Origin of the sequence: Mycobacterium sp. D16Q13 (assembly GCF_002013375.1) — a bacterium.
In the GTDB taxonomy this organism is placed as follows: Bacteria; Actinomycetota; Actinomycetes; order Mycobacteriales; family Mycobacteriaceae; genus Mycobacterium.
Genome location: NZ_MAEW01000003.1, coordinates 408,305 through 431,883, shown reverse-complemented (window position 1 = coordinate 431,883; position 23,579 = coordinate 408,305). Strand labels below are relative to the sequence as shown.

Annotated in this window: 23 protein-coding genes; 11 read left to right on the top strand and 12 right to left on the bottom strand. The window is 64.0% G+C overall.

All coding sequences use genetic code 11. The features are described 5' to 3' along the window. Positions 1-1,137 carry a glutamate--cysteine ligase gene (locus B4400_RS04810; RefSeq protein WP_078307856.1) on the top strand — a complete coding sequence of 379 codons (1,137 nt, stop codon included), beginning with the start codon at positions 1-3 and terminating at the stop codon, positions 1,135-1,137. On the opposite strand, the gene cysC is transcribed toward B4400_RS04810, so the two are convergent. From cysC to B4400_RS04795, 3 genes are all read right to left on the bottom strand, one after another. Continuing rightward, positions 1,119-3,029 carry an adenylyl-sulfate kinase gene (gene cysC / locus B4400_RS04805; RefSeq protein WP_078307858.1) on the bottom strand — a complete coding sequence of 637 codons (1,911 nt, stop codon included), beginning with the start codon at positions 3,027-3,029 and terminating at the stop codon, positions 1,119-1,121. The two genes, B4400_RS04810 and cysC, sit on opposite strands and share 19 nt — an antisense overlap. After that, the gene (gene cysD / locus B4400_RS04800) at positions 3,029-3,982 is read right to left on the bottom strand and encodes a sulfate adenylyltransferase subunit CysD (protein WP_078307861.1); all 954 of its coding nucleotides are present in this window, start codon (positions 3,980-3,982) and stop codon (positions 3,029-3,031) included. Before cysD ends, cysC begins: the two co-directional genes overlap by 1 nt. A gap of 170 nt (positions 3,983-4,152) precedes the next feature. Next, positions 4,153-5,064: a helix-turn-helix domain-containing protein gene (locus B4400_RS04795; RefSeq protein WP_078307864.1), complete on the bottom strand. Its 912-nt coding sequence runs from the start codon at positions 5,062-5,064 to the stop codon at positions 4,153-4,155. Between the two features lie 119 nt (positions 5,065-5,183). On the opposite strand from B4400_RS04795, the gene B4400_RS04790 reads away from it, so the two are divergent. Genes B4400_RS04790 through dtd form a run of 5 tightly spaced genes read left to right on the top strand, consistent with a single transcriptional unit; the run spans position 5,184 to position 10,099 of the window. Beyond that, complete coding sequence (locus B4400_RS04790) at positions 5,184-6,356, top strand: DUF1214 domain-containing protein (RefSeq protein WP_078307866.1); 1,173 nt, start codon at positions 5,184-5,186, stop codon at positions 6,354-6,356. Continuing rightward, positions 6,356-7,141, top strand: coding sequence for an SDR family oxidoreductase (locus tag B4400_RS04785; protein ID WP_078307869.1), 786 nt, complete (start codon positions 6,356-6,358; stop codon positions 7,139-7,141). Before B4400_RS04790 ends, B4400_RS04785 begins: the two co-directional genes overlap by 1 nt. A 16-nt stretch (positions 7,142-7,157) precedes the next feature. After that, positions 7,158-8,333, top strand: a complete 1,176-nt coding sequence (locus B4400_RS04780) for a sulfotransferase family protein (protein WP_078307872.1) — start codon at positions 7,158-7,160, stop codon at positions 8,331-8,333. Between the two features lie 28 nt (positions 8,334-8,361). After that, positions 8,362-9,666, top strand: a complete 1,305-nt coding sequence (locus B4400_RS04775; protein ID WP_078307875.1) for an FAD/NAD(P)-binding protein — start codon at positions 8,362-8,364, stop codon at positions 9,664-9,666. Position 9,667: 1 nt separating this feature from the next. Then, on the top strand, positions 9,668-10,099 hold the full coding sequence (gene dtd / locus B4400_RS04770) for a D-aminoacyl-tRNA deacylase (protein WP_078307877.1): 432 nt from the start codon (positions 9,668-9,670) through the stop codon (positions 10,097-10,099). A gap of 1 nt (position 10,100) precedes the next feature. On the opposite strand, the gene B4400_RS04765 is transcribed toward dtd, so the two are convergent. Both B4400_RS04765 and B4400_RS04760 read right to left on the bottom strand, forming a co-directional pair. After that, positions 10,101-10,541: a hypothetical protein gene (locus tag B4400_RS04765; protein ID WP_078307880.1), complete on the bottom strand. Its 441-nt coding sequence runs from the start codon at positions 10,539-10,541 to the stop codon at positions 10,101-10,103. Positions 10,542-10,602: 61 nt separating this feature from the next. After that, entirely contained in the window at positions 10,603-11,790 is a 1,188-nt protein-coding gene (locus B4400_RS04760; protein WP_078307883.1) for a 3-ketosteroid-9-alpha-monooxygenase, oxygenase component, read from the bottom strand. Between the two features lie 140 nt (positions 11,791-11,930). On the opposite strand from B4400_RS04760, the gene B4400_RS04755 reads away from it, so the two are divergent. Next, positions 11,931-12,452, top strand: a complete 522-nt coding sequence (locus B4400_RS04755; protein WP_078290238.1) for a gamma carbonic anhydrase family protein — start codon at positions 11,931-11,933, stop codon at positions 12,450-12,452. Between the two features lie 5 nt (positions 12,453-12,457). Here B4400_RS04755 and B4400_RS04750 read toward each other — a convergent pair whose 3' ends face one another. Beyond that, positions 12,458-12,946 carry a nitroreductase family deazaflavin-dependent oxidoreductase gene (locus tag B4400_RS04750; RefSeq protein ID WP_078307885.1) on the bottom strand — a complete coding sequence of 163 codons (489 nt, stop codon included), beginning with the start codon at positions 12,944-12,946 and terminating at the stop codon, positions 12,458-12,460. A gap of 122 nt (positions 12,947-13,068) precedes the next feature. On the opposite strand from B4400_RS04750, the gene B4400_RS04745 reads away from it, so the two are divergent. Then, a complete protein-coding gene (locus tag B4400_RS04745; protein ID WP_078307888.1) occupies positions 13,069-14,415 on the top strand; it encodes an FAD-dependent oxidoreductase in 1,347 nt (448 codons plus the stop codon). A gap of 61 nt (positions 14,416-14,476) precedes the next feature. On the opposite strand, the gene B4400_RS04740 is transcribed toward B4400_RS04745, so the two are convergent. Genes B4400_RS04740 through B4400_RS04725 form a run of 4 tightly spaced genes read right to left on the bottom strand, consistent with a single transcriptional unit; the run spans position 14,477 to position 18,139 of the window. Beyond that, positions 14,477-14,878: a nuclear transport factor 2 family protein gene (locus B4400_RS04740; RefSeq protein ID WP_078307891.1), complete on the bottom strand. Its 402-nt coding sequence runs from the start codon at positions 14,876-14,878 to the stop codon at positions 14,477-14,479. Then, positions 14,875-16,071, bottom strand: coding sequence for a thiolase family protein (locus B4400_RS04735; RefSeq protein ID WP_139361259.1), 1,197 nt, complete (start codon positions 16,069-16,071; stop codon positions 14,875-14,877). Before B4400_RS04735 ends, B4400_RS04740 begins: the two co-directional genes overlap by 4 nt. A 2-nt stretch (positions 16,072-16,073) precedes the next feature. Continuing rightward, complete coding sequence (locus B4400_RS04730) at positions 16,074-17,141, bottom strand: thiolase family protein (RefSeq protein ID WP_078307896.1); 1,068 nt, start codon at positions 17,139-17,141, stop codon at positions 16,074-16,076. Beyond that, on the bottom strand, positions 17,141-18,139 hold the full coding sequence (locus tag B4400_RS04725; RefSeq protein ID WP_139359990.1) for a Zn-ribbon domain-containing OB-fold protein: 999 nt from the start codon (positions 18,137-18,139) through the stop codon (positions 17,141-17,143). The genes B4400_RS04730 and B4400_RS04725 overlap by 1 nt, the downstream gene beginning before the upstream one ends. Positions 18,140-18,216: 77 nt before the next feature. Between B4400_RS04725 and B4400_RS04720 the strand changes: the two genes are divergently transcribed. Beyond that, entirely contained in the window at positions 18,217-19,248 is a 1,032-nt protein-coding gene (locus B4400_RS04720) for an LLM class F420-dependent oxidoreductase (protein WP_078308514.1), read from the top strand. A 5-nt stretch (positions 19,249-19,253) separates the two neighbouring features. Here B4400_RS04720 and B4400_RS04715 read toward each other — a convergent pair whose 3' ends face one another. Together B4400_RS04715 and B4400_RS04710 are read right to left on the bottom strand one after the other, a co-directional pair. Further along, positions 19,254-19,871, bottom strand: a complete 618-nt coding sequence (locus tag B4400_RS04715; protein ID WP_078307899.1) for an LON peptidase substrate-binding domain-containing protein — start codon at positions 19,869-19,871, stop codon at positions 19,254-19,256. Between the two features lie 32 nt (positions 19,872-19,903). Next, the gene (locus B4400_RS04710; protein WP_078290246.1) at positions 19,904-20,713 is read right to left on the bottom strand and encodes a crotonase/enoyl-CoA hydratase family protein; all 810 of its coding nucleotides are present in this window, start codon (positions 20,711-20,713) and stop codon (positions 19,904-19,906) included. 82 nt (positions 20,714-20,795) lie between these two features. On the opposite strand from B4400_RS04710, the gene B4400_RS04705 reads away from it, so the two are divergent. Together B4400_RS04705 and B4400_RS04700 are read left to right on the top strand one after the other, a co-directional pair. Next, positions 20,796-22,448 (top strand): acyl-CoA synthetase, encoded by a 1,653-nt coding sequence (locus tag B4400_RS04705; protein ID WP_078307901.1) that lies wholly within the window; start codon positions 20,796-20,798, stop codon positions 22,446-22,448. Positions 22,449-22,451: 3 nt separating this feature from the next. Beyond that, positions 22,452-23,567 (top strand): NAD(P)H-dependent flavin oxidoreductase, encoded by a 1,116-nt coding sequence (locus B4400_RS04700; RefSeq protein WP_078307902.1) that lies wholly within the window; start codon positions 22,452-22,454, stop codon positions 23,565-23,567. Positions 23,568-23,579: the final 12 nt, after the last annotated feature.

Sequence of the window (23,579 nt, the reverse complement as noted above, 5' to 3'; positions counted from 1 at the left end):
GTGGCCCGTCCGATTGAATTTCGCGGGTCACCGCGGCCCACGCTGGGGGTGGAGTGGGAGTTCGCGCTCGTCGACGCCCAGACCAGGGACCTCACCAACGAAGCCTCCGCGGTGCTGGCGGCGATCGGTGAGAACCCGCACGTTCACAAGGAGCTGCTGCGTAACACCATCGAGGTGGTGACAGGTATCTGCGGGTCCGTCGCCGAAGCGATGCAGGACCTGCAGGCGACCCTTGCGACGGTGCGACCGACCGTGCGCTCGATGGGTATGGAGTTGTTCTGCGCCGGTACACATCCCTTCGCCCGTTGGTCGGCGCAACAGCTCACCGATGCGCCGCGGTACGACGAGCTGATCGCCCGCACGCAATGGTGGGGGCGGCAGATGCTGATCTGGGGCGTGCACGTGCATGTCGGTGTCTCCTCCAAGCACAAGGTGATGCCCATCGTCACATCGATGCTCAACTACTACCCGCACCTTTTGGCGCTGTCGGCGTCCTCCCCGATGTGGGAGGGGCAAGACACCGGGTACGCGAGTAACCGGGCCATGATGTTCCAGCAGCTGCCCACCGCCGGTCTGCCGTTCCACTTTCAGACCTGGGAGCAGTTTGAGGGCTTCGTCGATGATCAGATGAAGACCGGAATTATCGACCAGCTCAACGAAATTCGTTGGGATATCAGGCCTTCACCGGCGCTGGGCACGGTCGAGGTTCGGATCTTCGACGGGATTTCCAATGTCGCCGAACTCGAGGCGCTGGTGGCGCTGACTCATTGCCTGGTGGTGGACCTGGATCGAAAGCTGGAGGCGGGGGAATCCCTGCCCACCATGCCGCCCTGGCATGTGCAGGAAAACAAATGGCGCAGTGCGCGTTATGGCCTCGACGCGGTCATCATCCTGGACGAGGACAGTAACGAAAGATTGGTGACCGAAGACCTCGACGATCTGCTGACGCGGCTGCAACCCATCGCACGGCTGCTGGAATGCGAGACGGAACTGGCCGCCGTGGAGGAGATCTACCGCCACGGAGGCTCCTATCAGCGCCAGCGGCGTGTGGCCGAAGAGCATGACGGCGATCTGGGTGCGGTGGTGGACTCGGTGGTCAACGAGTTGGAGCCCGAGCGCTACACCGACAGCCAGTAGTCCAGGATCGCCGCAGCCTGCTCCTCCGGGTTCCCCTCCGCGTGATCGTCGGGGCGCAGCACCAGTTCGGCCTCCTCGGGAGCCTCGTAGGGTGCGTTGACGCCGGTGAAATCGCTGATTTCACCCGCGCGCGCCTTGGCGTACATGCCCTTCGGGTCGCGCTGCTCGCAGATCTCGACCGGGGTGTCGACGAACACCTCGACGAACGGCAACCCGGCCACTTCATGCTGGGCCCGGATCTTGTCCCGATCGGCCCGATACGGACTGATGAGCGCGGCCACGGCGACAACGCCGGAGTCGGCAAGAATCTGGGCGACGGCACCGACACGGCGTACGTTCTCGGCGCGGTCGGCGGCGGAGAACCCGAGGTCGGCGTTGAGACCGTGTCGCAGATTGTCACCGTCGAGTCGGTAGGCAGGGATGCCCATCGCCACCAGCCGTCGCTCCAATTCGACTGCTACGGTGGACTTCCCGGAAGCGGAGAGTCCGGTGATCCATATCGTCCCGCCCTTGGTGGAGCGTTCGTCGCGTGAAACCGCGGACGAGTGCCAGACCACCTTGGATTGGTGCAGTGTCGGGCCGGAGATCATGCCCGCCGCCACCGTGTTGTTGGTGGCCTCGTCGACCAGGATGAAGCTGCCCGTGGTCCGGTTGCGCCGGTAGGGGTCGAACATGATCGGCCGTTGCAGCCGTAGCTGCACGCGTCCGATCTCGTTGAGTTTCAGCTCCTTTGCCTCCTGGTCGCGATGCAGGCTGTTCACATCGAGCCGGTAGTCAAGCCCGGCGATGGTCGCCTTCACGGTCGAATTGGCATGCTGCAGCACAAAGCGCGATCCCTCGGACAGCGTGGACACATCCGTGAACCAGCACACCATGGCATCGATCTGCGCGCCGACCAGCGGCCGGTTGTTGGGACGGCAGAGCATGTCGCCGCGGCCCAGGTCCAGCTGGTCCGCCAGTTGCACGCTCACCGCGCTGCCGGCGAATGCCTCGTCTACAACGGATCCGCCAGGACCCCAGATCGCCGACACCGTTGAGGTGAAACCAGATGGCAGCGCGACGATCTCATCGCCGGGTTTGAACACACCGCTGGCGACCGTTCCGGCCACGGCCCGGAAGTCGTGCAGATCGGTGATCTGATCGGCACCGGGTGCCGCCGCACCGCCCTGAGGACGGATGACGTATTGGATGGGGAATCGTGCGTCGATGAGGTTGCGGTCCGACGAAATATGTACCTGCTCAATATGATGCAACAACGGCGGGCCCTCGTACCACGGTGTGTTGGTAGACCGGGTGACGATGTTGTCGCCGAGCAACGCCGACACGGGAATGACCGTGAGGTCATGCAGCTCCAGTTTGGTGGCGAATCTGCGGAACTCCTCTTTGATTTCGTCGAATCGCTGGGGTGACCAGTCGACCAGATCCATCTTGTTGATGCACAACACCACGTGCTCCACACCGAGTAGTGAGGTGATGAACGCGTGCCGGCGGGTCTGCTGGGTGAGGCCGTTACGGGCATCGACAAGAATGATGGCCAGGTCAGCGGTCGACGCGCCGGTCACCATGTTGCGGGTGTACTGCTCGTGCCCGGGTGTGTCGGCGATGATGAATTTACGCACGGGCGTGGAGAAATAGCGGTGTGCGACATCGATCGTGATGCCCTGCTCACGTTCGGCGCGCAGGCCGTCGGTCAGCAGTGCCAGGTTGGTGTGTGTTTCGCCCTTGGCTTTGCTGCTGGCCTCCACGGCGGCAAGCTGATCGGCGAAGATCGACTTCGAGTCGTACAGCAGGCGGCCGATGAGGGTGGACTTGCCGTCGTCGACGCTGCCCGCGGTGGCGATGCGGATGAGCTCCTGGGCCGGCTCGGTGGTTTCGATGGCATGCACGGACATCAGAAGTAGCCTTCTTTCTTGCGGTCTTCCATACCGGCCTCGGAGATCCGATCGTCGGCACGGGTGGCTCCCCGCTCGGTGATGCGGGTGGCGGCAACCTCTTCCACTACCGCGCTGGCGGTCGTCGCGATGGATTCGACGGCTCCCGTGCAGGTGGCATCGCCGATGGTCCGGAACCGAACCGACTTCTCGATAAGCTCCTCGCCTGGTTGCAGAGTAAGGAACTTGGTGTCTGCCAACAGCATTCCGTCGCGCTCCACCACGTTGCGCCTGTGCGCGTAATACAGCGGCGGTAGCGTGATGTTCTCGAGTTCGATGTACTGCCAGATGTCTAGCTCGGTCCAGTTCGACAGCGGGAACACCCGGATGTGTTCACCCTTGCGGTGGCGGCCGTTGTAGATGTTCCAGAGTTCTGGGCGCTGGGCGCGGGGGTCCCACTGGCCGAATTCATCGCGGAAGCTGAACACCCGCTCCTTGGCGCGGGCCTTCTCCTCGTCGCGGCGCGCGCCGCCGAACACGGCATCGAAGCGGTGCTCGTTGATGCTGCGCAACAGGGTCGCGGTCTGCAGACGGTTACGAGTGGCGCCTGGTCCGGTCTCCTCGACGACGGCGCCGGAGTCGATGTCGTCCTGCACGCTGCCGACCTCCAGACGCAGGCTGTAGCGGCTGACGGTTTCATCGCGGAAGGCGATGACCTCGTCGAAATTGTGCCCGGTGTCGATGTGCATGACGGGGAAGGGCAGCGGGGATGGCCAGAATGCCTTGGCTGCGACGTGCAGCATGACTACCGAATCCTTGCCGCCGGAGAACAGCAGGACGGGTCTTTCAAAGGTTGCCGCAACTTCGCGGAATATATAGACCGCCTCGGCTTCCAGGGCGTTCACGTGCGATAACTCGTATGACTTGGCTGGTGATGAGCCTCTTGGGCGAAGAACACCTGGCGATGTCGGCATTTCCACAACTCCATTCGGTCCAAATATGTACCGTATCGGTTCGTATTCGGTCCAGCCCAGAGTAGAACGTGTTCTCGTTGGGTGTCAATGGGATGCACATACAAAACCGCCGAGTGTGGGCAGTGGTGCGCACACTCGGCGGGAGGTGAGGGACGGCGAGAGGGCCGACGTCAGGCGGGTTTGATGCCGCCGATGTGTTCGGTGATTCCGTCCGCGGTGCGCACGAGCGCCCTGGCCCGGGCGGTGATCTCCGCGTCGGTGAGGTCGTCGCCGATGTAAAGGCTCGCGACCATTGCCTGCTTGCCGTTGTGGTCGTAGACCGGCGCCGACATGACATTCACCCGGTGGCGCACCTTTGCCCCCGACCCGACGGTGTAGTTCTCGCTGCGCAGGTACACCCGCTCGCCGATGCCCGACACGATCTCCCCGAGCAGGGCGCGCAACTCGTTGGGGATGTCACCGGGCACTCCGGCCATGAGTGAATACAGCTGTCGGCCGGCGGGTGTCAGTAGTTCGACGAGATAGCCGTCGGCGCGGCATTCTTCGATGACCTTGCGTAGCCGGTCATCCGCCGCGCGGCCGGGCGCGGTCGGGTCCTTGGCCAGCCAGGAGGTGATGGTGTCATCGGTATCCCAGAGCACGAACATCAGGCCGACCGGCGGAGTGAACGGATAGCTCTGGCCGACCTCGACCCGCACGGGGTGATCGGGGTCGCTGACTACTTCCAGCACGGTCACCCGATCGCTGACTACCGCGGACAAGGCCGCGGTATGTCCGAATTCTCGCGTAAGCGTGAGCAATTGATCCCGGCTCGCCGGTTTCGCGCGCAGCGACTCCTGCGCTGCTCTACCGACGCGGATAAGCGCGGGACCCAGGCTGTACGTCTTATCGCGGTCGTCCCTGATGAGGTACCCGGCGTCGGTAAGGGTGGCCACGATGCCCAGGCAGGTGGGCTTACTGAGGTCGAGGCGACGTGCCAATTCGGAGAGCCCGAAGCGTTCGGTGCGGTGCTGCGCCATGAAGTTGAGTACGGCCATGACGCGTTCGGTGGGTGGGGACGTCCTGCCTCGATCTTCGGCCAACGTGAAACCTCCTGTGCCGCTGTGCGGTTCCTGGCATTCTTGACGTACCCGGGCGCAGCGCTCTACTGTCGGAGGGCATTCTACCACTGCGGTACAAATTTGTACCAGTCAGGAGCGCCATGTACAGCGAGGCATTCACGTCCGCGATTGCGGAAGCCGAGGAGCTGATCGTCGCGGCACCCCACATCGACACCGAAGCCGATCTGCTTGAGGGGCTCCAGTATCTGGCGCAGGGGATTGCGGCCTGCACCCATATGGCGTTTCACACCGACCGTGATCATCCGTTCCTGCTTTCCGGCACCGGGCCGTTCACGAAGATGGGATTGGATAACCCCGACACCCTCTACTTCGGTGCTCGTGTCAACGGTGAACACGAATACGTGGTCACCGGAAAGCGGGGTACCACTACCGATTTGAGCTTCCAGGTGCTTGGCGGCGGCGACTACACCGACAAGAATGTGCCCGGCAGCGCCGTCGCCTTCGATGATCGCCAAATCCACATCGAGAGTGACGGTAGCTTCGAGGTTCGTTTTGGGCCAGGGCCGGTCAGCGAGTCGCGGCCCAACTACTTCACCCTCGGGCCGGGGCCGGCGCAACTGGTCATGCGCGAGGTGTACAGCGACTGGCGTGAGCAACGCGGCAGTCTTGCCATCGCGCGGGTGGATACGGCAGGCACAGCGCCGGCCCCGCTGACGAAGGAACAGATCGAAAAGCGTTATGCGAGTGCGGGTAAGCAGCTGGTCAACCGAGTCAAGACGTGGCTGCAGTTCCCCAAATGGTACTACGACAACTTGCCTGTCAACACCATGACGGAGCCGCGGCTCACTCCCGGTGGTTTGGCCACTCAATTCTCCTCGGTGGGTCACTATGACTTGGCCGACGATCAGGCGATGATCATCACCGTTCCCAAATCAGATGCGCCGTACCAAGGTTTCCAGCTCGGAAGCCTCTGGTACATCTCGCTCGATTACATCAACCATCAGACCTCGCTGAACTCGAGCCAGGCTCAGGTCGACCCGGACGGCAACATCCGGATGGTGGTGAGTAGTGCCAATCCCGGTGTGACCAACTGGATTGAGACCCTGGGGCACCGCCGTGCGTACCTTCAGTTCCGGTGGCAGCGCGCCGACCGGCAGCTCACGGCTGACGACGGCCCGACGGTCGAGGTGGTCGCGATTGGCGATGTCCCCGCGAAACTGCCGCACTACGCACTGAATCAGATCAGCGCGGAGGGCTGGCGCAGCCGTATCGCCGAGCGCCAGACCGCGATCGGCGCAAGGATGTTGGGCTGATGAGTCTCCTTGATTTCGCCGGCAAGGTTGTCGTCGTGTCCGGCATCGGCCCCGGTCTCGGCGCCACATTGGCCACCAAGTTCGCGGCGGCCGGCGCGGATGTCGTTCTCGCGGCACGTACGCAATCACGCCTCGACGAGGTGGCCGAACAGATCACCGCTACCGGACGCAGGGCCCTCACCGTGGCCACGGACATCACCGACGAGGCCAGCGTCGCCAATCTTGTCGAACGCGCGACCGAGACCTTCGGCGGCGTTGATGTTCTCGTCAACAACGCCTTCAGCATCCCGTCGATGAAATCCCTGGAGAAGACGGACTACCAGCATATTCGCGATAGCGTCGAACTCACCGTGGTCGGTACGCTGCGGCTGACGCAGAAATTGGCCGCAGTGCTCGCCCAATCGAACGGTGCGGTGGTCAACATCAATTCGATGGTCATCCGGCACTCGCAGATCCGCTATGGCAGTTACAAGATCGCCAAGGCAGCGCTGCTGGCCATGTCCCAATCGCTGGCTACAGAGCTTGGGCCGCAGGGAGTTCGGGTCAATTCAGTTGTGCCCGGTTACATGTGGGGTGAAAACCTCAAGGGCTACTTCGAACATCAGGCCAAGAAGTACGGCGGCACCGTCGAACAGATCTACGAGTACACAGCGGCGAACTCCGATCTCAAGCGGCTGCCGACCACTGACGAGGTGGCAAACGCCGTGCTGTTCCTCGCGTCCGACCTGGCGAGCGGCATTACCGGCCAGGCCCTCGATGTCAACTGCGGCGAATTCCACGCCTAGCCTCAAGGAGATCAGTATGAGTTTTGACGAGAACTCTGAATCGAACGCGCAGCGCACCAGCGTCGGCACCGTGGACGACCTACACGAGTCGGCCACCCGGCTCATCGGTCTGGATGACTTCGGGGACGAGTCTGTCGACAACTATCGCGAAGCGCTAGGGGTGCTACTGGACTCCTATCACAGCGAGGCCGGGCTGACTCCGTTGGGCTCCAAGATGTCTCGGGTCTTCCTGCGCGGCGCATTGGGGGCACGGCTGCTCAGCGAGGCTGCGTTCAAGGCACATCCCGATCATGCACAGGTAGCGATCGATCGGCCCATCTTCGTCACCGGCCTGCCTCGTACCGGCACCACCGCGCTGCATCGCCTCCTCAACGCCGACCCGATGCATCAGGGGCTGGAGATGTGGCTGGCCGACTTCCCGCAGCCCCGGCCGGCCCGCGACACCTGGGACACCAACCCCGTGTACCAGCAGCTGGAGGCGCAGTTCTCCAAGCACCATGTGGAGAACCCGGAATTCATGGGCCTGCATTACATGTCGGCCAGCGAGGTCGAGGAATGCTGGCAGCTGTTGCGGCAGTCGGTGCATTCGGTGTCCTATGAATGTCTTGCGCACGTGCCCACCTACGCCCAGTGGCTGTCTCAACAGGACTGGACACCGGCGTACCGGCGTTACAAGGCCAACTTGCAGCTGATCGGTCTCAACGACATCGAAAAGCGTTGGGTACTCAAGAATCCGAGTCATCTTTTCGCTCTCGATGCGCTCATGGAGGTATACCCGGACGCGTTGGTTATCCAGACACATCGCCCGGCCGAGACCATCATTGCCTCGGTCTGCTCGCTCAACGAGCATGCGACGGCGGGCTGGTCGGAGACCTTCGTGGGTGCCACTCTCGGCGCTGATCAGCTGGACACGTGGGCCCGCGGCCTGGAGTCGTTCAAGTCCGCGCGTACCAAGTATGACGAGGCACAGTTCTGCGATGTCGACTACTTCGACTTCATCTCAGACCCGATTGGCACTGTCGAATCCATCTACCGACACTTCGGACTGGAGTTGTCGGCGTCCGCGCTGGTCGAGATGCAGAAGATGAACGATGAGAGCCAAAAGGGCCCGCGCGCACCCAAGCACGTCTACTCGCTGGCCGACTATGGGCTGAGCAAGGAAGCGGTGGTGGAGCGCTTCGCGGGGCTGTGATGTTGGTCTTCGCGCTCATGGCTCGTCCATGACACATGTCGCCGTCGTCGGTGCCGGCGCGGCGGGAACAATGGCTGCCCTACATCTACTGCGGCGCAGGGACTCCAGGGCGCTGCGTCTGACCGTGATCGACCCCGACGCGAGTACCGGGCCAGGAGTTCCCTATCGCACCACCGATCCGCGTCATCTCCTGAATGTTCCTGCTGGCAAGCTCAGCGCCGACGCCAGCGAGCCCCTGGATTTCGTGGCCTGGCTGGGCGGCAATGGTCTATCGGGCGCGGGTCCCGAGGATTTCGTTCCCCGGGGGCTGTTCGGACGTTATCTCTCCAGCGCCTTCGACGGGGCGCGCGGCGATCGGGTGACCCGTGTTCATCGCCGCGTTGTTGCGGTAGCCACGCACGGCCACGGACTCGCGATCACCCTGTGCAATGGCGAAAGGGTGCGCGCTGACGCCGTGATTCTCGCGGCCGGGCCTAATACTCCCGGAACGTCTTGGGCGCCAAAATGGTTGCGTGATAGTGCACTCTTCGTGAGCGACCCCTGGCGCCCGGGTGCACTCGACGGCCTTCCGGAGCACGGCGATTTACTGCTCATCGGAACAGGTCTGACGATGGCCGACCTCACCTGCACACTGCGGCGGCCGGATCGTGTCGTGCACGCGATCTCCCGCAGCGGGCTGCTGCCACGAGCGCATCGTCAGGATCCGTCGTCGCGGGTGCCGGCACCTGCCTTCACTATCGATCGTGGGCAGGTGCTGGAGCGTTCTGTGCGCTATGTCCAGGACGTGATCGCCCAGGGTGGCGACGCGTGTGTTGCGGTGGACGCGCTGCGCCCGCATGCCGGTGCGCTCTGGATGGCCATGACCGACGAGGAGCGGTCTCATTTCCTGCGAAAGTACCGCAGGCTGTGGGATATTCACCGCCACCGGATGGCGCCGCGGACCGCCGCTCAGGTCGATCGGTACCTCGGCGACGGGGGGTTGCGGCTCTATTGTGCGGAGTTGGTGAATACCGTTGCCGCCGGCACCGGAGTCCGGGCGACGTTGTCGACGGGCCAGGTCCTCGACATAGGTGCGGTGATCAATTGCACCGGCCCGCAATACGACATCACCGCCGCCGCCGATCCGCTGTGGAGCCAACTCCTTGCCGACGGCTTGGTGAGACCCGGGCCACTGAACCTGGGGTTGGATACCGACGCCGAAGGACGGCTTCTTCCTGCGGTGGTGCCGATGTGGACACTCGGTCCGCTGCGGCGCGGAAATCTCTGGGAAACAACGGCATTCGCGGAGATCAGGGCGCAGGCGGAGCGATTGGCGGCGCTGATAGGGTCGTAACGTGCGTGTTCTGGTGCAGCGAGTTGTCTCGGCGTCAGTGTCCGTGGACGGGGCGGTGGTCGGCGCGATCCGCCCCGAAGGTCAAGGACTGCTGGCGCTCGTGGGCGTCACCCACGATGACGATGCCGGTATGGCCGCGCAACTCGCAGAAAAACTGTGGCAACTGCGCATTCTCGACGATGAGAAGTCCGCTGCCGACCTCGGTGCTCCGATACTGGTGGTCAGTCAATTCACGCTGTATGCCAACACGAAGAAGGGGCGTCGTCCGGCGTGGAACGCGGCTGCGCCCGGAAATGTCGCCGAACCTGTCGTGGCGGCGTTCGCGGACGCCCTGCGGAACTTCGGTGCACACGTGGAGGTGGGGGTCTTCGGCGCGCACATGCAGGTTGAACTGATCAACGACGGTCCGGTGACCGTGCTGTTGGAGCTGTAGATCAGCCGTCCCCGGGCGGTGCTGCCGTGCAGATCTGGTCGAGGCAGCCCTCGGCGACTGCATGCGCAATGCTGTCGGACAGGCGGGGGCACCCGCGCACCCGCGCCGTGTTGGTGCCCTCCTCACGCATCTGCGCGAAGAAGGCGCACCGCCCGGCCGCCGCGGTATTCCATTGCACAGCAGTGTGATTGAGACTGAGCTTCTTCACCATCACCGAGCCATGGCAGAACCGGCAGTCGACTTCCTGAAGGCCGGAGGTCAGGTACCGCTGCTTGTCGCCCTCGGTGGCCTCATGCAGCTGCGCGGCCCGCTCTGGATCGTGTTCGAATGCAGGCGCCTTCGACCAGTGGCCATTCGAGCGCCCCGATCCAGCGGATTCATGAGCCTCGTCTTCCCCATGGGCGCCATGCAGTGCCAGCATCGACTGAGCCAGCTCCTCCACGCTCGGAGGGCTGGTATTTTTCTCAGTCAAGGAAGACCCTGCTGAAACTTCGGTCATCGCACTAGCTTTGCGTCGCCTCGGCGGGAGCTTCGGCCTCGGCCGCGGCCTTTTCGTCCGCTTGGCGCTTCAGGTTCTCGTCGACCTCACCATGCCAGAACTCGTTGGCCTTGGTGGTGTCGATCTCGAGCTCGAAGCGGTCCGTCATCTCCGGAGTGACGTCGGCCTTGTTGACGTAGAACTGCGAGTACCAGCGGCGCATCTGGTAGACGGCGCCGTCCTCCTCGACCAGCAGCGGGTTATCGATGCGGGTCTTGTTCTTCCAGATCTCGACGTCTTGCAGGAAGCCTTGTCCCACACCCTTGGTCATCGCGCGCGAGAGCTTGCCGGTCATCTTCTCGTCCATGCCCTCGGGCTTCTGGACGATGACGCCGTACTGCAGGACAAACGAATTCTGGTCGATCGGGTAGTGGCAGTTGATCAGGATCGACTCTGCCTTGTAGCCGCCATAGTTGTTGTGCAGCCAGTTGATCATGAAGGACGGCCCGAAGTACGAGGCCTCCGAATCAAGGATCTGTTCACCGGTGTACTGCGAGGAACCGCCCAACTGCACGTCGGGACGGCCGACGGTACGCAGATACTGCGAGGCGATGTGACCCTCGAAGACGTTCTTGAAGAACGTCGGGAATCCGAAGTGGATGTAATAAAAGTGCGCCATATCGGTGACGTTGTCCACGATTTCGCGGCAGTTGGAACCCTCGATGACGATGGTGTTCCAGTCCCAGGTGGTCCAGCCGTCGTCCGCGAACTCCGGAACCTCCGGAATCTCAACGTCATCCGTCGGACCGTTGCCCTCGGCGTCATGCCAAACGAACAGCAGACCGCTTTTCACGTCGGTGGTCCAGCTGCGGGTGCGGGCCAGCTTGGGCGTGCGCTTGGCGTAAGGGACGAGCTTGCACTTGCCGTCTCCGCCCCACCGCCAATCATGGAACGGGCAGGCGACGTTGTCGCCCTTGACGGTTCCCTGGGACAGGTCGCCGCCCATGTGGCGGCAGTAGCCGTCGAGCACCTTGATATCGCCCTGGGTATCGGCGAATACGACCAGCTTGGTGCCGAACGCGTCGATGGCGTGCGGCTCCCCGTCCCTGAACGACTCTGCGACGCCGAGGCAGTGCCAACCACGGGCATAGCGCGTCGGAAGCTCGCCGACGTCGATCTCGCGAACGCCGATTCCTGCGGTATCTGTGCTCATGGCGGGGCTGCCTCCAGTGTTTCGATGCTGGCCGCTGTGGCGACCATCTTCAACTAGAACAGGTTACAGTTTTGGCCCCCCGGAGCGCAAGAAATATGCCTGCCACAAGCGGAAATAGTGGCCTTGGCTAGGGTCTGCGCATGCCTTTGTACTCACTCGACGGAAAAAGCCCGAGCGTCCACCCGGAGGCGTTCGTCGCGCCGACCGCCTGTCTTATCGGAGACGTCACAGTCGAAGCCGGCGCTTCGATCTGGTTCAACACGGTCATCCGCGCCGATTACGCCCCGATTGTGATCCGGGCGGGAGCCAACATTCAGGACGGGTCGGTGCTGCACAGCGATCCCGGGATGCCGGTAGACATCGGTGAGGGCGCGACAGTGGCGCATATGTGTCTGGTGCACAGCTGCACCGTGGGTGACGGCGCCCTGATCGGAAATCACGCGACGGTGCTCGACGGCGCCTCCATCGGCTCGCGCAGCATGGTGGCCGCGGGTTCGTTGGTGCTCGGCGGCACTCAGATCCCCGAGGATGTGCTGGTCATGGGTTCACCCGCGAAGGTCAAGGGGCCTGTCGCGGGCACTGCGGCAGAGTTCCTGACTAAGGGCGTTCCGGCCGCTTACCAGGCGCTGGGAACGCGTTATTTGGCCGGTTTGGACACATAGCGGCGTTACGCCCGCCCCGGTGTCTTGGTCAGCTGCAGGCATTCGGGCACGTTGAACACGCGCATCATCCGTAGCTCCTTGGCCGGGAGCTGCGACCGCACCTGCACGGTAGGGACCACCCGAGGGTTGGCCAGCGTGAGTCGCTCGCCTGCGCGGAGTAATTCAGCGCCGCCCTGGGCGGTCACGTTGCGCACCCAGTCGGCCGACTGTCCATAGGGCAGAAGGATCAGCACCGTGCTGTCCGCGGCGTCGAAGGCCTCCACTGGCGTTTCGTAGGCCTGGCCGCTGCGCCTGCCGTTGTGCCGGATGACGGCCGTGGAGGTGGCGTCGGTTCCGGCGGCGGACATGACCCTCGGGTTGGTCACGGCGCGGTTGAATCGCCGGATTGCGTTGAGAATCGGGCGGATCTGCAGGCGGATGCCCGCGACGAGCAGGGCGAACAGGGCGAGGGGCACCGCGAGGACGGCACCGGCGACGATCAGCGCGATGACCACATGGCCAGGTTACTGAGATCCGACCGGGGTGTGACCGGGATCTCTGGACGTGCGTCCCACTTTCTCTCGCATTATTTTTAGGCTTGCCTACCTAATCGATGTCCGAATCAAAAGGGGATGGCATGAGGAAGATCCGAGTCGCGGTTATCGGCGCAGGTCCGGCCGGTATCTACGCCGCCGACATCCTCACCAAGGAGTACGAGCAGGCCCAGGTCGATGTGTTCGACCGGCTGCCCGCGCCCTATGGCCTGGTGCGCTATGGCGTGGCTCCTGACCATCCCCGGATCAAGGAGATCATCAAGGCGCTGCGCCGGGTGCTCTCCCGTGACGAGATTCGGTTCATCGGCAATGTCCACTACGGCACCGACATCAAGCTCTCGGATCTGCGGCGCTTCTATGACGCGGTGATCTTCTCGACCGGTGCGCGTGCGGACCGTGAGCTCGAGATCCCCGGCATCGACCTTCCGGAAAGCTACGGGGCCGCCGACTTCGTCTCCTGGTACGACGGTCATCCCGATGTCCCACGGGACTGGCCGCTGACCGCCAAGAGCGTCGCCGTGCTGGGTGCCGGAAACGTGGCCCTGGATATCGCGCGCATGCTGGCCAAGCCCGCCGATGAACAGCTGGGCACCGAGATCCCCGCCAACGTCTATCAGGGTCTGGCGCTCAACCAGGCGACCGATGTGCACGTCTTCGTGCGGCGCGGTCCGGCTCAGATCAAGTTCAGCCCCATGGAGTTTCGCGAGCTGTCCCACTCGCCGAGTGTGGACGTCATCGTGCACCCGGAGGGGTTTGAGATTGACGAGGGCAGCCAGCAGGCCATCAATTCCAGTAAGGCCACCAAGCTTGTCGTCGACACCATGATGAAGTACCTCGATCAGGAGCCCACCGGCGCTCCGCATCGCATTCACATTCACCTGTGCCAGTCGCCCGCGGCGGTGCTGGGAATCGACAGGGTGGAAGCCCTGCGCACCGAGCGCACTGAGCTCATCGGCGACGGGACGGTCAGGGGAACAGGCGAATACACCGATTGGCCGGTGCAGGCGGTCTACCGGGCCGTCGGGTACATCTCCTCGCATCTGGCGGATCTGCCGTTCGACCACCACGCCGGGGTTGTCCCGCACGATGCCGGGCGGGTGCTCGATATCGACGGAATTCCGGTCGAATCGACCTACGTCACGGGCTGGGTCAAGCGCGGACCCGTGGGGTTGATCGGACACACCAAATCCGATGCCGCCGAGACGATTGCCAGCCTCCTCGCAGACCTCCCGGGTATTCAACCCGCCGAAATCTCCGACCCTGATGCGATTTTCGCGCATCTGCGGGGCAGCGGGATTGACTACACCACCTGGGAGGAGTGGGAACGGCTCGATGCTCACGAGGTAGCCCTCGGCGAGGAACAGGGCCGCGAACGCATCAAAGTGGTACCGCGCGAGGAGATGATCAGCGCCGGGCGCCAGGCCTCTTAGCGCGAAGACATAAAGGCCCCCGTCGCTACGAGCGCGGGGGTCTTTATGTGGATCTGCGGACTTAGATCTTGCGCGCGGTCCCGGCGACCTTGTCGAATTCCCAATAGGCGCGCAACACGACGAGCTTGCCCTCGTCATTGGCCTCGTAGGTGAAAACACCCTCGGCCGTCATCTGGTAACCGTTCATCGTGGTGACGATCCGGCCCACGTTGGCCTGATGGGTGCCGCAATCGTAGGTGGCATCAAAGATGAAGTCGAGATTCTCGGTGGGGGCGATGATGTTGTCCCAGAAGGCCGAAATGGCCTCCTTGCCGCGATGTCCCTTGCCCTCTGGATCGAATGGCGACGGACCCACCGGATCCTGCACCACGCCGTCCTCGGCGAAGTTGTCGACCCAGGCCTGCTTGTCGCGGGCTTCGACGGCCGCGCGGGACCGCTTGCCCGCTTCGTCTGCGAGGCTCATGCCTTGCTCCCATTCACTACGGGCTTCTCTGCCCCTACGACCCACATCGAGTAGTACTGCGAGCCACCGCCGTACGCGTGACCCAATGCCTTCTTGGCGTTCGGCACCTGATGGTCACCGGCCTTGCCCATCACCTGGATGGCGGCCTCGGCGAACCGGATAAGTCCGGAGGCGCCAATCGGGTTGGAGGAGAGCACGCCGCCGGAGGCGTTGACGGGGATCTTGCCGCCGATGGCGGTCTCACCGGCTTGGGTCAGCTTCCAACCCTCACCCTCGGCCGCGAATCCCAGGTTCTCCAGCCACATCGGCTCGAACCATGAGAACGGCACATAGATCTCCGCGGCGTCAATCTCGTCGATCGGGCTGGTGATTCCGGCGTCGCGCCACAGCGCTGCCGCAGCATCGCGTCCGGCTTGGGGGTTCACCCGGTCGCGCCCGGTGTAGTCGAGCGGCTCGGTGCGCAGCGCGGTGGCGTGCACCCAGGCGACCGTATGGCCGTCGGTGATACGGCGATCGGCAGTCGCTTCGTCTCCCACGACGATTGCGCATGCGCCGTCCGAGGACGGGCAGGTCTCGTCGAAGCGGATCGGGTCCCACAGCATCGGGGAGGCCATCACCTTCTCGACGGTGATATCGGGCTGCTGCAGGTGCGCCAGCGGGTTCTTCGCCGCGTTGAGCCGGTCCTTGACCGCCACGATGGCTCCGGTGTCCAGTGGGGCCTTGGAACGCTCGATGTATGCGCGCACATGCGGGGCGAAGTAGCCGCCTGCACCAGCACCCACCGGCACGGAGAATGGGACCGGAATCGACAACGCCCACATGGCATTCGATTCGGACTGCTTCTCCCACGCCAGCGCGAGGACTCTGCGGTACTTGCCCGACTGCACCAGGCTGGCCGCGACCACACCGGTGGATCCACCGACCGAACCGGCGGTGTGCACCCGGATCATGGGCTTTCCGGTCGCGCCAATCGCGTCCGCCATGAACAGCTCGGGCATCATCACGCCCTCGAAGAAGTCGGGGGCCTTACCTACGACAACGGCGTCGATATCGTCCCAGCCGACACCAGCATCGGCCATCGCCCGATCAATCGCCTCGCGGACAAGGCCATTCATCGAGACATCGTGGCGCTTGGCGACGTACTTGGTCTGCCCGGTGCCGATGACGGCAGCGAGGTTCTTGGATGCACCCACGATTACTTACCCTCCAGCACGGCGACGAGGTTCTGCTGAAGTACGGGCCCGCTGGTCGCGTGAGCCAGCACCCGCTGTGCCGAACCATTCCAGATATGTTGTGCGGCAAAGCCGATCCGCTCCAACCCGGCTGAGAACATCGGGTTGGCCACCAGCGCGCCACCCGAAGGGTTGATGGTCGTGGAGTCCTTGAGGCCGATGGCCTCGGCGAGGATCAGCTGCTGGTGGCTGAACGGCGCATACAACTCGGCCACCTCGATGGAGCCGGTATCGCCGCCGGTCGCGGCGGCCGCTGACGCGGCTGTCGACGGAGAAGCCGTCAGGTCACGGGCGCCGAGTATCGGTGTCTCGATGCGATGCTCGAATCCGGTGATCCAGGCGGGGTTTTCGCGCAGCTCGCGGGCACGGTCAGCCGAGGCCAACACCATGATCGAGGCGCCATCAGAGATGGGCGCGATGTCATGTTTGTGCAGTGGATCGGCAAAGTAATCGCGTGCCAGCAGCTCGTCGACGCTCGATGCCGGGGCCTCGGAGTCCACGCGCGTCGCGTGGCCGAAGGCGTCGAGGGCAACCTGTGCCATCTGCTCCTTGGTCCACTTGCCCGAATCCAGGCCGAGTCGCGCCTGCAGTGCTGCCATGGACACCGAATCGGGCCACAGCGGCGCGACGGTGTATGGATCAGTTTGCAAGGCCAGGGCTCTGCGCAGAGTGCCGGCAGAGGACTTTCCGAATCCGTAGACGAGCGCGGTCTCGACCTGTCCGGTGAGGATCTTGATGTAGGCCTCGTACAGCGCCCATGCCGCGTCCATTTCCACATGGGACTCGTTGATGGGCGGCACCGCACCGATCGAATCGATCGCGGAGATGAACGAGAAGGCGCGCCCGGCCAGATAGTCGGACGACCCGGAGCACCAGAAACCGATATCTGACTTGGTGATTCCGAGATCGGCGTAGATCTGACGGAAACAGGGCACCAGCATCTCGACACCGTTGGTGGTGCCCTCGGTGCTGCGCACGTGTGGGGAATGGGCGAAGCCCACAACTGCTACTGCGGGGGCAGCGGAACTCATCAGATCCGATCCTTGTAGGTCTCGTAGTCGGCGTCGGGTTCACCGGTGGGGCGGAAGTACTGGATGTTGTCGATCCCGTATCCCCACTCCTCCTTGGGTTTCCACACGGCCTCGACCCGCATGCCCATGCGGACGTCCGCCGGGTCGATGTCGTAGACGAGGTGCAGGAACGGAATATCGGCACCGTCGAGCAGCACATACGCGGCCACATACGGCGGCTTGATGCGCTGGCCGGGGAACGGGATGTTGATAATCGCGAAGGTGGTCACGACGCCCTTGTCGGCCACCTGCACCAGATCGGAGGTGGGCTCACCGGTCAGGGGGTCGGCACCACGAGCCGGGAAGTAGACCCGTCCACCCGCGCCGGTGCGGCCGCCGAGGAGCTTGCCCTCGGCCAGCGCGCGCAGGTAGGCGCTTTCTTCGGGGGAGGTGATGTGCTGAACTTCCAGCCGGATGGGAGTGACCTGCATGGTCACCGGCTCCTGGTCCGATGCGGGGGCCGGAACGTCAACCGGCCGATCTCCGAGTGCGAAGTAGGCGATATCGGTGATCGCGCCGACGGTTTCGTCCGCCCACACCGCGTGTACGCGGGCACCCGTCTCGATTCCGGCGGAACCCGCCGCCCCGGTATCCACGGCGTGCAGCAGTGCGGTGTCCGCACCGTCCAGTGTGATGAGAGCCCAGGCGAACGGCTTGGCCAGCGGCTGGCCCTCCAGTGGTTCGGGCTGCCACGACCAGGACTGAACCGTGCCCACGCTCGACACCGGCACCACCTCAGTCAGTGGCGCGTACGTCACCGGGTCGTATTCGGCCGCGGGTACGTGAACCCGGCCGTCGCTGCCGCGGGTGCCGACAATCTGCCGATCGCGCAGGGCGGTGAAGAACTTGGAGAGGGTCGGTCCCACCGAACGGGTGTAATCAAAAGACAGTTCGAGGGGGGCTGAGAGGAGCGGCAGCGGGGAGGTAAGCCCGGTTGTGCTGCTTTGGCTGACTGTCACACCTCCGAGTAGAACAAGTTCTAGTTTTTTTCGCAAGGGTGGTGGTCGCGGCATATCCGGCCGGTTACAGTCGGGCCATGAAATTCGGATTGCAGCTGGGGTACTGGTCGGCCTCCCCGCCGGACAATGCGGCTGAACTGGTGGCCGCCGCCGAAGAGGGTGGATTCGATGCCGTCTTCACGGCCGAGGCCTGGGGTTCCGACGCGTACACCCCGCTGGCCTGGTGGGGATCGGACACCAGCCGTATCCGGTTGGGCACCTCGGTTATTCAGCTTTCGGCACGAACGCCGACGGCGTGCGCCATGGCGGCCCTGACTCTGGATCACCTCTCCGGTGGCCGCCACATCCTTGGGCTGGGCGTATCGGGACCCCAGGTGGTGGAGGGCTGGTACGGGCAGCCATTCCCCAAACCCCTGGCTCGCACTCGTGAGTACATCGACATCATCAGGCAGGTGCTGGCCCGTGAGGAGCCCGTGCGCAGCGCCGGACCGCACTATCCGCTGCCGCTGACCGGGGACAAGGCCACCGGGCTGGGCAAGCCTCTCAAGCCGATCGTGCACCCGCTGCGCTCCGATATCCCGATCTTCCTCGGGGCCGAGGGGCCGAAGAACGTCGCGCTGACCGCTGAGATCGCCGACGGCTGGCTGCCCATGTTCTACGCACCGCGGCTCGCCGACATGTACAACGAATGGCTCGACGAGGGTTTCGCGCGTCCCGGCGCCCGGCGCAGCCGTGCGGATTTCGAGATTGCCGCCACCGCGCAGGTCATCGTCACCGACGATCGCCGCTCGGTGCTTGATCAGCTGAAGCCGTTTTCCGCCTTGTACATCGGCGGCATGGGCGCGGTCGAACTGAACTTCCACGCCGAGGTATATCGGCGCATGGGTTACGGCGAGGTGGTCGATGAGGTCACCGAGCTGTTCCGCACCAATCGCAAGGACAAAGCGGCCGAGGCGATTCCGGACGAGCTGGTGCTCGACACCACGATCGTCGGAACGGAGGCGGAGGTGCGTGAGCAGATCAGGGCGTGGGAGGCCGCAGGGGTCACCATGCTGGTGGTCGGCTGCCGCAGCGTCGAGCACGTCAAGCAACTGTCGGCGCTGACGTAACAGCTCTAGCGCTGAACCTCGCGGAAGTCGAGCATCGCGTTGACGGTGTCGACGGCCTCGTTCAGCGCGGTGACCCGCGTCGCCAGAGTCGGTGCGGCCAGTACGGCATGCCGGTCGGCCTGACCCATCGGCACGCGAGATGCTAATGCGTACAACCGCTTTTGAGCACCACTCGGCAGTCCAGTGGCGATTGACCAGCGGCGGGGGAGCCGGACCTGCTGTGCGGTTGCGACCCGGCGCAGCAGGTTCTCGATACGTGCCTGCACCTCATTGATGGCGCTCAACGGCAGTACCCGTTCATCGAGTTCATCGGGCCAGGGTTCGGTTTCGGCGCGCGGATACGGATCGTCATCGAGCCACTGGGTGATTCGTATCCGATGTGCGCCCTCGCAGCGCAACGCGAAGCGCTCTGCCCCGAGTGACTCGCAGTCGAGGACCCGGGCGGCGGTTCCTATGTCATGCCGGATGTCTCCGCCACCGACCTCCCGGCCGCGGGCGATCAGAACGACACCGAAGGTGTGGTCGGCAGCCATGACGTCGCGGACCAGGGCGACATAGCGCGGCTCGAAGATGCGCAGCGGCAGCGGCTCGCCGGGCAGCAGTACCGACTGCAGCGGGAACATGGGCGTCACCCGCCCACACTATGCGTGGTGTCTTACGTCCCGGTGAAGTTGGGGGCGCGCTTCTCGGCGAAGGCGCGTGGGCCCTCTTTGGCGTCGTTACTGGTGAAGACGCCGATGCCCACCTTGGTATCGGCCTTGAACGCCTCGTTCTCGTGCAGGCCCTCCGAATCGCGGATGGTCTTGAGCACGGCCTGCACGGCGACGGGTCCGTTCGCCGCGATCATCGCTGCCAGCTCCAGGGCCTTCTCCAGTGCCTGCCCATCGGGCACCACATGCCCGATGAGTCCGATTTCCTTGGCCTCGGGAGCCTTGATGTGCCGTCCGGTCAGCAGAATGTCGGCGGCAACGGTGTACGGGATCTGGCGGGGGAGGCGCACTGCCGATCCACCCATCGGGTACAGGCTCCACTTCACCTCGGAGACACCGAATTTGGCGCTCTCTCCGGCGACGCGGATGTCCGTGGCCTGCAGAATCTCGGTGCCGCCGGCGATCGCGGGTCCCTCCACCGCGGCGATCAGCGGCTTGGTCAGGCGGCGGCCCTTGAGAAGCCCGGGGATGACCGAGGGGTCGTAGCTGCCGTCCGAGAACTGATCACCTGGGGCGCGCTTGTTCATGGCCTTGAGGTCGGCCCCCGCGCAGAAGTAGCCGCCGGCGCCGGTCAGGATGCAGACGCGAACCTCGGGATCGTTGTCGACGCGGTCCCAGGCCTGCGTCATGATCTCCAGCATTTCCCCGGAGAGGGCGTTACGCGCGTGCGGGCGGTTCATTGTCACGATCAACACATGGTCGCGTAACTCCACCAGAGCGTGGGGTGCGTCTTGCTCGGTCACTGTCTCAGTCATGGTCTTTCCTCCGTGTTTCCGTCCAAGAGGAACCCCTTCAGCGGGGCCGGGGCTTGTCTAAAAATGTAACACGTTCTAATTTATGGACATGGCCCTTAACATTGCCGACCTCATTGAGCATTCAGTCGACACTATGCCCGATCGTGTTGCCATCATTTCTGGCGATCGAAAGCTGACATATGCCGAGCTTGAAGAGCAGTCCAATCGGTTGGGGCACTACCTGCAGAGCCAGGGCGTGGGCCCCGGCGACAAGGTGGGCCTGTACTGCCGGAACGGTATCGAGATCGTCGTTGCGCTGACCGCCATCGTCAAGATCCGCGCGATCTCGGTCAACGTGAACTACCGGTACGTCGAAGCCGAGTTGCACTACCTGTTCGAGAACTCCGATATGGCGGCCCTCGTGCACGAGCGCCGCTACAGCGACAAGGTCGCCAACGTCCTGCCGAGCACGCCGAACGTCAAGACCGCGATCGTGGTGGAGGACGGAACAGACCTGGATTACTCGTCGTACGGCGGCGTCGCGTTCGCGGACGCTCTCGCCCAGGGGGCCCCGGAACGCGATTTCGAAGAGCGCAGCCCCGATGACATCTTCCTGATCTACACCGGAGGAACCACGGGCTTCCCCAAGGGCGTGATGTGGCGGCACGAGGACATCTACCGCTCGCTGTTCGGCGGCATCAACTACGTCACCGGCGAGTACATCGAAGGCGAATGGGATCTGGCCAAGCAGGGTGCTGAGGCGGCACCGTTCATCGGTTTCCCGATCCCGCCGATGATCCACGGTGCCACCCAGGCGGCGACCTTCATGGCCCTGTTCCAGGGCCGGACCACGGTGCTCGCACCGGAGTTCAACCCCGAAGAGGTGTGGGAACTCATCGAGAAGCACAAGATCAACATGCTGTTCTTCGCGGGCGATGCCATTGGCCGACCGCTCATCGACGCTCTGGATACCGAGACGGGCCGCGCACGCGATCTGTCCTCACTGTGGGTGCTGGCCAGTAGTGCCGCACTGTTCTCACAGACGGTCAAGGAGCGCTACCTGGAGCTGCTGCCCAACCGGGTGATCACCGATGCGATCGGCGCCTCCGAGACCGGCACCGGCGGCCTGTCCACCGTCACCAAGGGGCAGATGCACCCCGGTGGTCCGACTGTCAAAATCAGTTCCACCACAACGGTTCTCGATGAGGATGGCAATCCGATCGAGCCCGGTTCCGGGGTGCGCGGCCTGATCGCCAAGAGTGGCCACATTCCGGTCGGATACTTCAAGGACGAGAAGAAGACCGCCGAGACGTTCAAAACGTTCAACGGTGTGCGGTATGCGATCCCGGGCGACTGGGCCACTGTCGAAGCCGACGGCACCGTCACGATGCTCGGACGCGGATCGGTGTCCATCAACACCGGCGGCGAGAAGGTGTTCCCCGAAGAGGTGGAGAGCGTTCTGAAGGGCCACCCCGCGGTGTTCGACGCGGTTGTCGTCGGGGTGCCCGACGAAAAGTGGGGCCAGCATGTGGGAGCCGTGATCGCGGTGCGCGACGGCGTGCCGCTCACCTTCGAGGACCTGGACAGCCACGCGCGCAAGGAGATCGCCGGATACAAGGTGCCGCGCAGCGTGTGGATCGTCGACACGGTCAAGCGCAACCCGGCGGGCAAGGCCGATTACCGCTGGGCCAAGGAGGTCTCGGAAACCGAGAAGGTAGACCTCGTGAACACCAAGCACGTCAACACGGGGGCCTGAGCCATGCATACCGATCTGTGCGAGCGGTTTGGAATCCGTTACCCGATATTCGGTTTCACACCATCGGAAAAGGTCGCCGCGGCCATCACCCGCGCGGGCGGCATGGGTGTGCTCGGTTGTGTCCGCTTCAACGATCCCGATGAGTTGGACGCGATCCTGAACTGGATGGACGAGAACACCGACGGCAAGCCATACGGTGTCGACATCGTGATGCCGGCCAAGGTGCCCACCGAGGGCACCGCGGTGGATATCGACAAGCTGATTCCGCAGGCGCACAAGGACTTCGTGGAAAAGACGCTTGCCGACCTGGGCGTGCCCCCACTGCCGGGTGAACGTGAGTCGGCCGGTGTGCTGGGCTGGCTGCATTCGGTGGCCCGCTCGCATGTGGAGGTGGCGCTCAAGCATCCGATCAAACTGATCGCCAATGCACTCGGGTCTCCGCCGAAGGACGTGATCGACCAGGCGCATGAGCATGGTGTGCCGGTGGCGGCGCTGGCGGGTAAGGCCGAACATGCCAGGCGCCATGTCGAAAACGGTGTCGATATCGTGGTCGCCCAGGGCTATGAGGCCGGTGGGCACACCGGCGATGTGGCATCCATGGTGCTGTGGCCGGAGATCGTGGACGCACTTGACGGCAGCGCCCCGGTGCTGGCGGCCGGCGGTATCGGCAGCGGCAGGCAGGCCGCGGCGGCCCTGGCGCTGGGCGCCTCGGGCGTGTGGACCGGCTCGATCTGGCTGACCGCTGCCGAGTACGACCTCGGAACCGTCACCGCCGGTGGCGATTCGGTGGTGCAGCAGGCTCTGCTGAAGGCGACCTCCAGCGACACCGTGCGCACCCGCATCTACACCGGGAAGCCCGCACGGCTGCTGAAGACCAAGTGGACGCAGGCCTGGGACGCCGAGGACGCGCCGACACCGCTGCCCATGCCGCTGCAGAACATTCTCGTCAGCGGGGCCCATGAGCGGATGAATCGTGCGCACGACCCGGAGACGGTCTGCTTCCCGGCGGGACAGATTGTCGGGCGGATGAACGAGATTCGGCCCACCGCGGCGATCGTGGCCGATCTGGTGGCAGGTTTCGAGAGCACGGTCGACAGGCTGAACCAGATCCGCGGCTAGCTTTTACCTGCC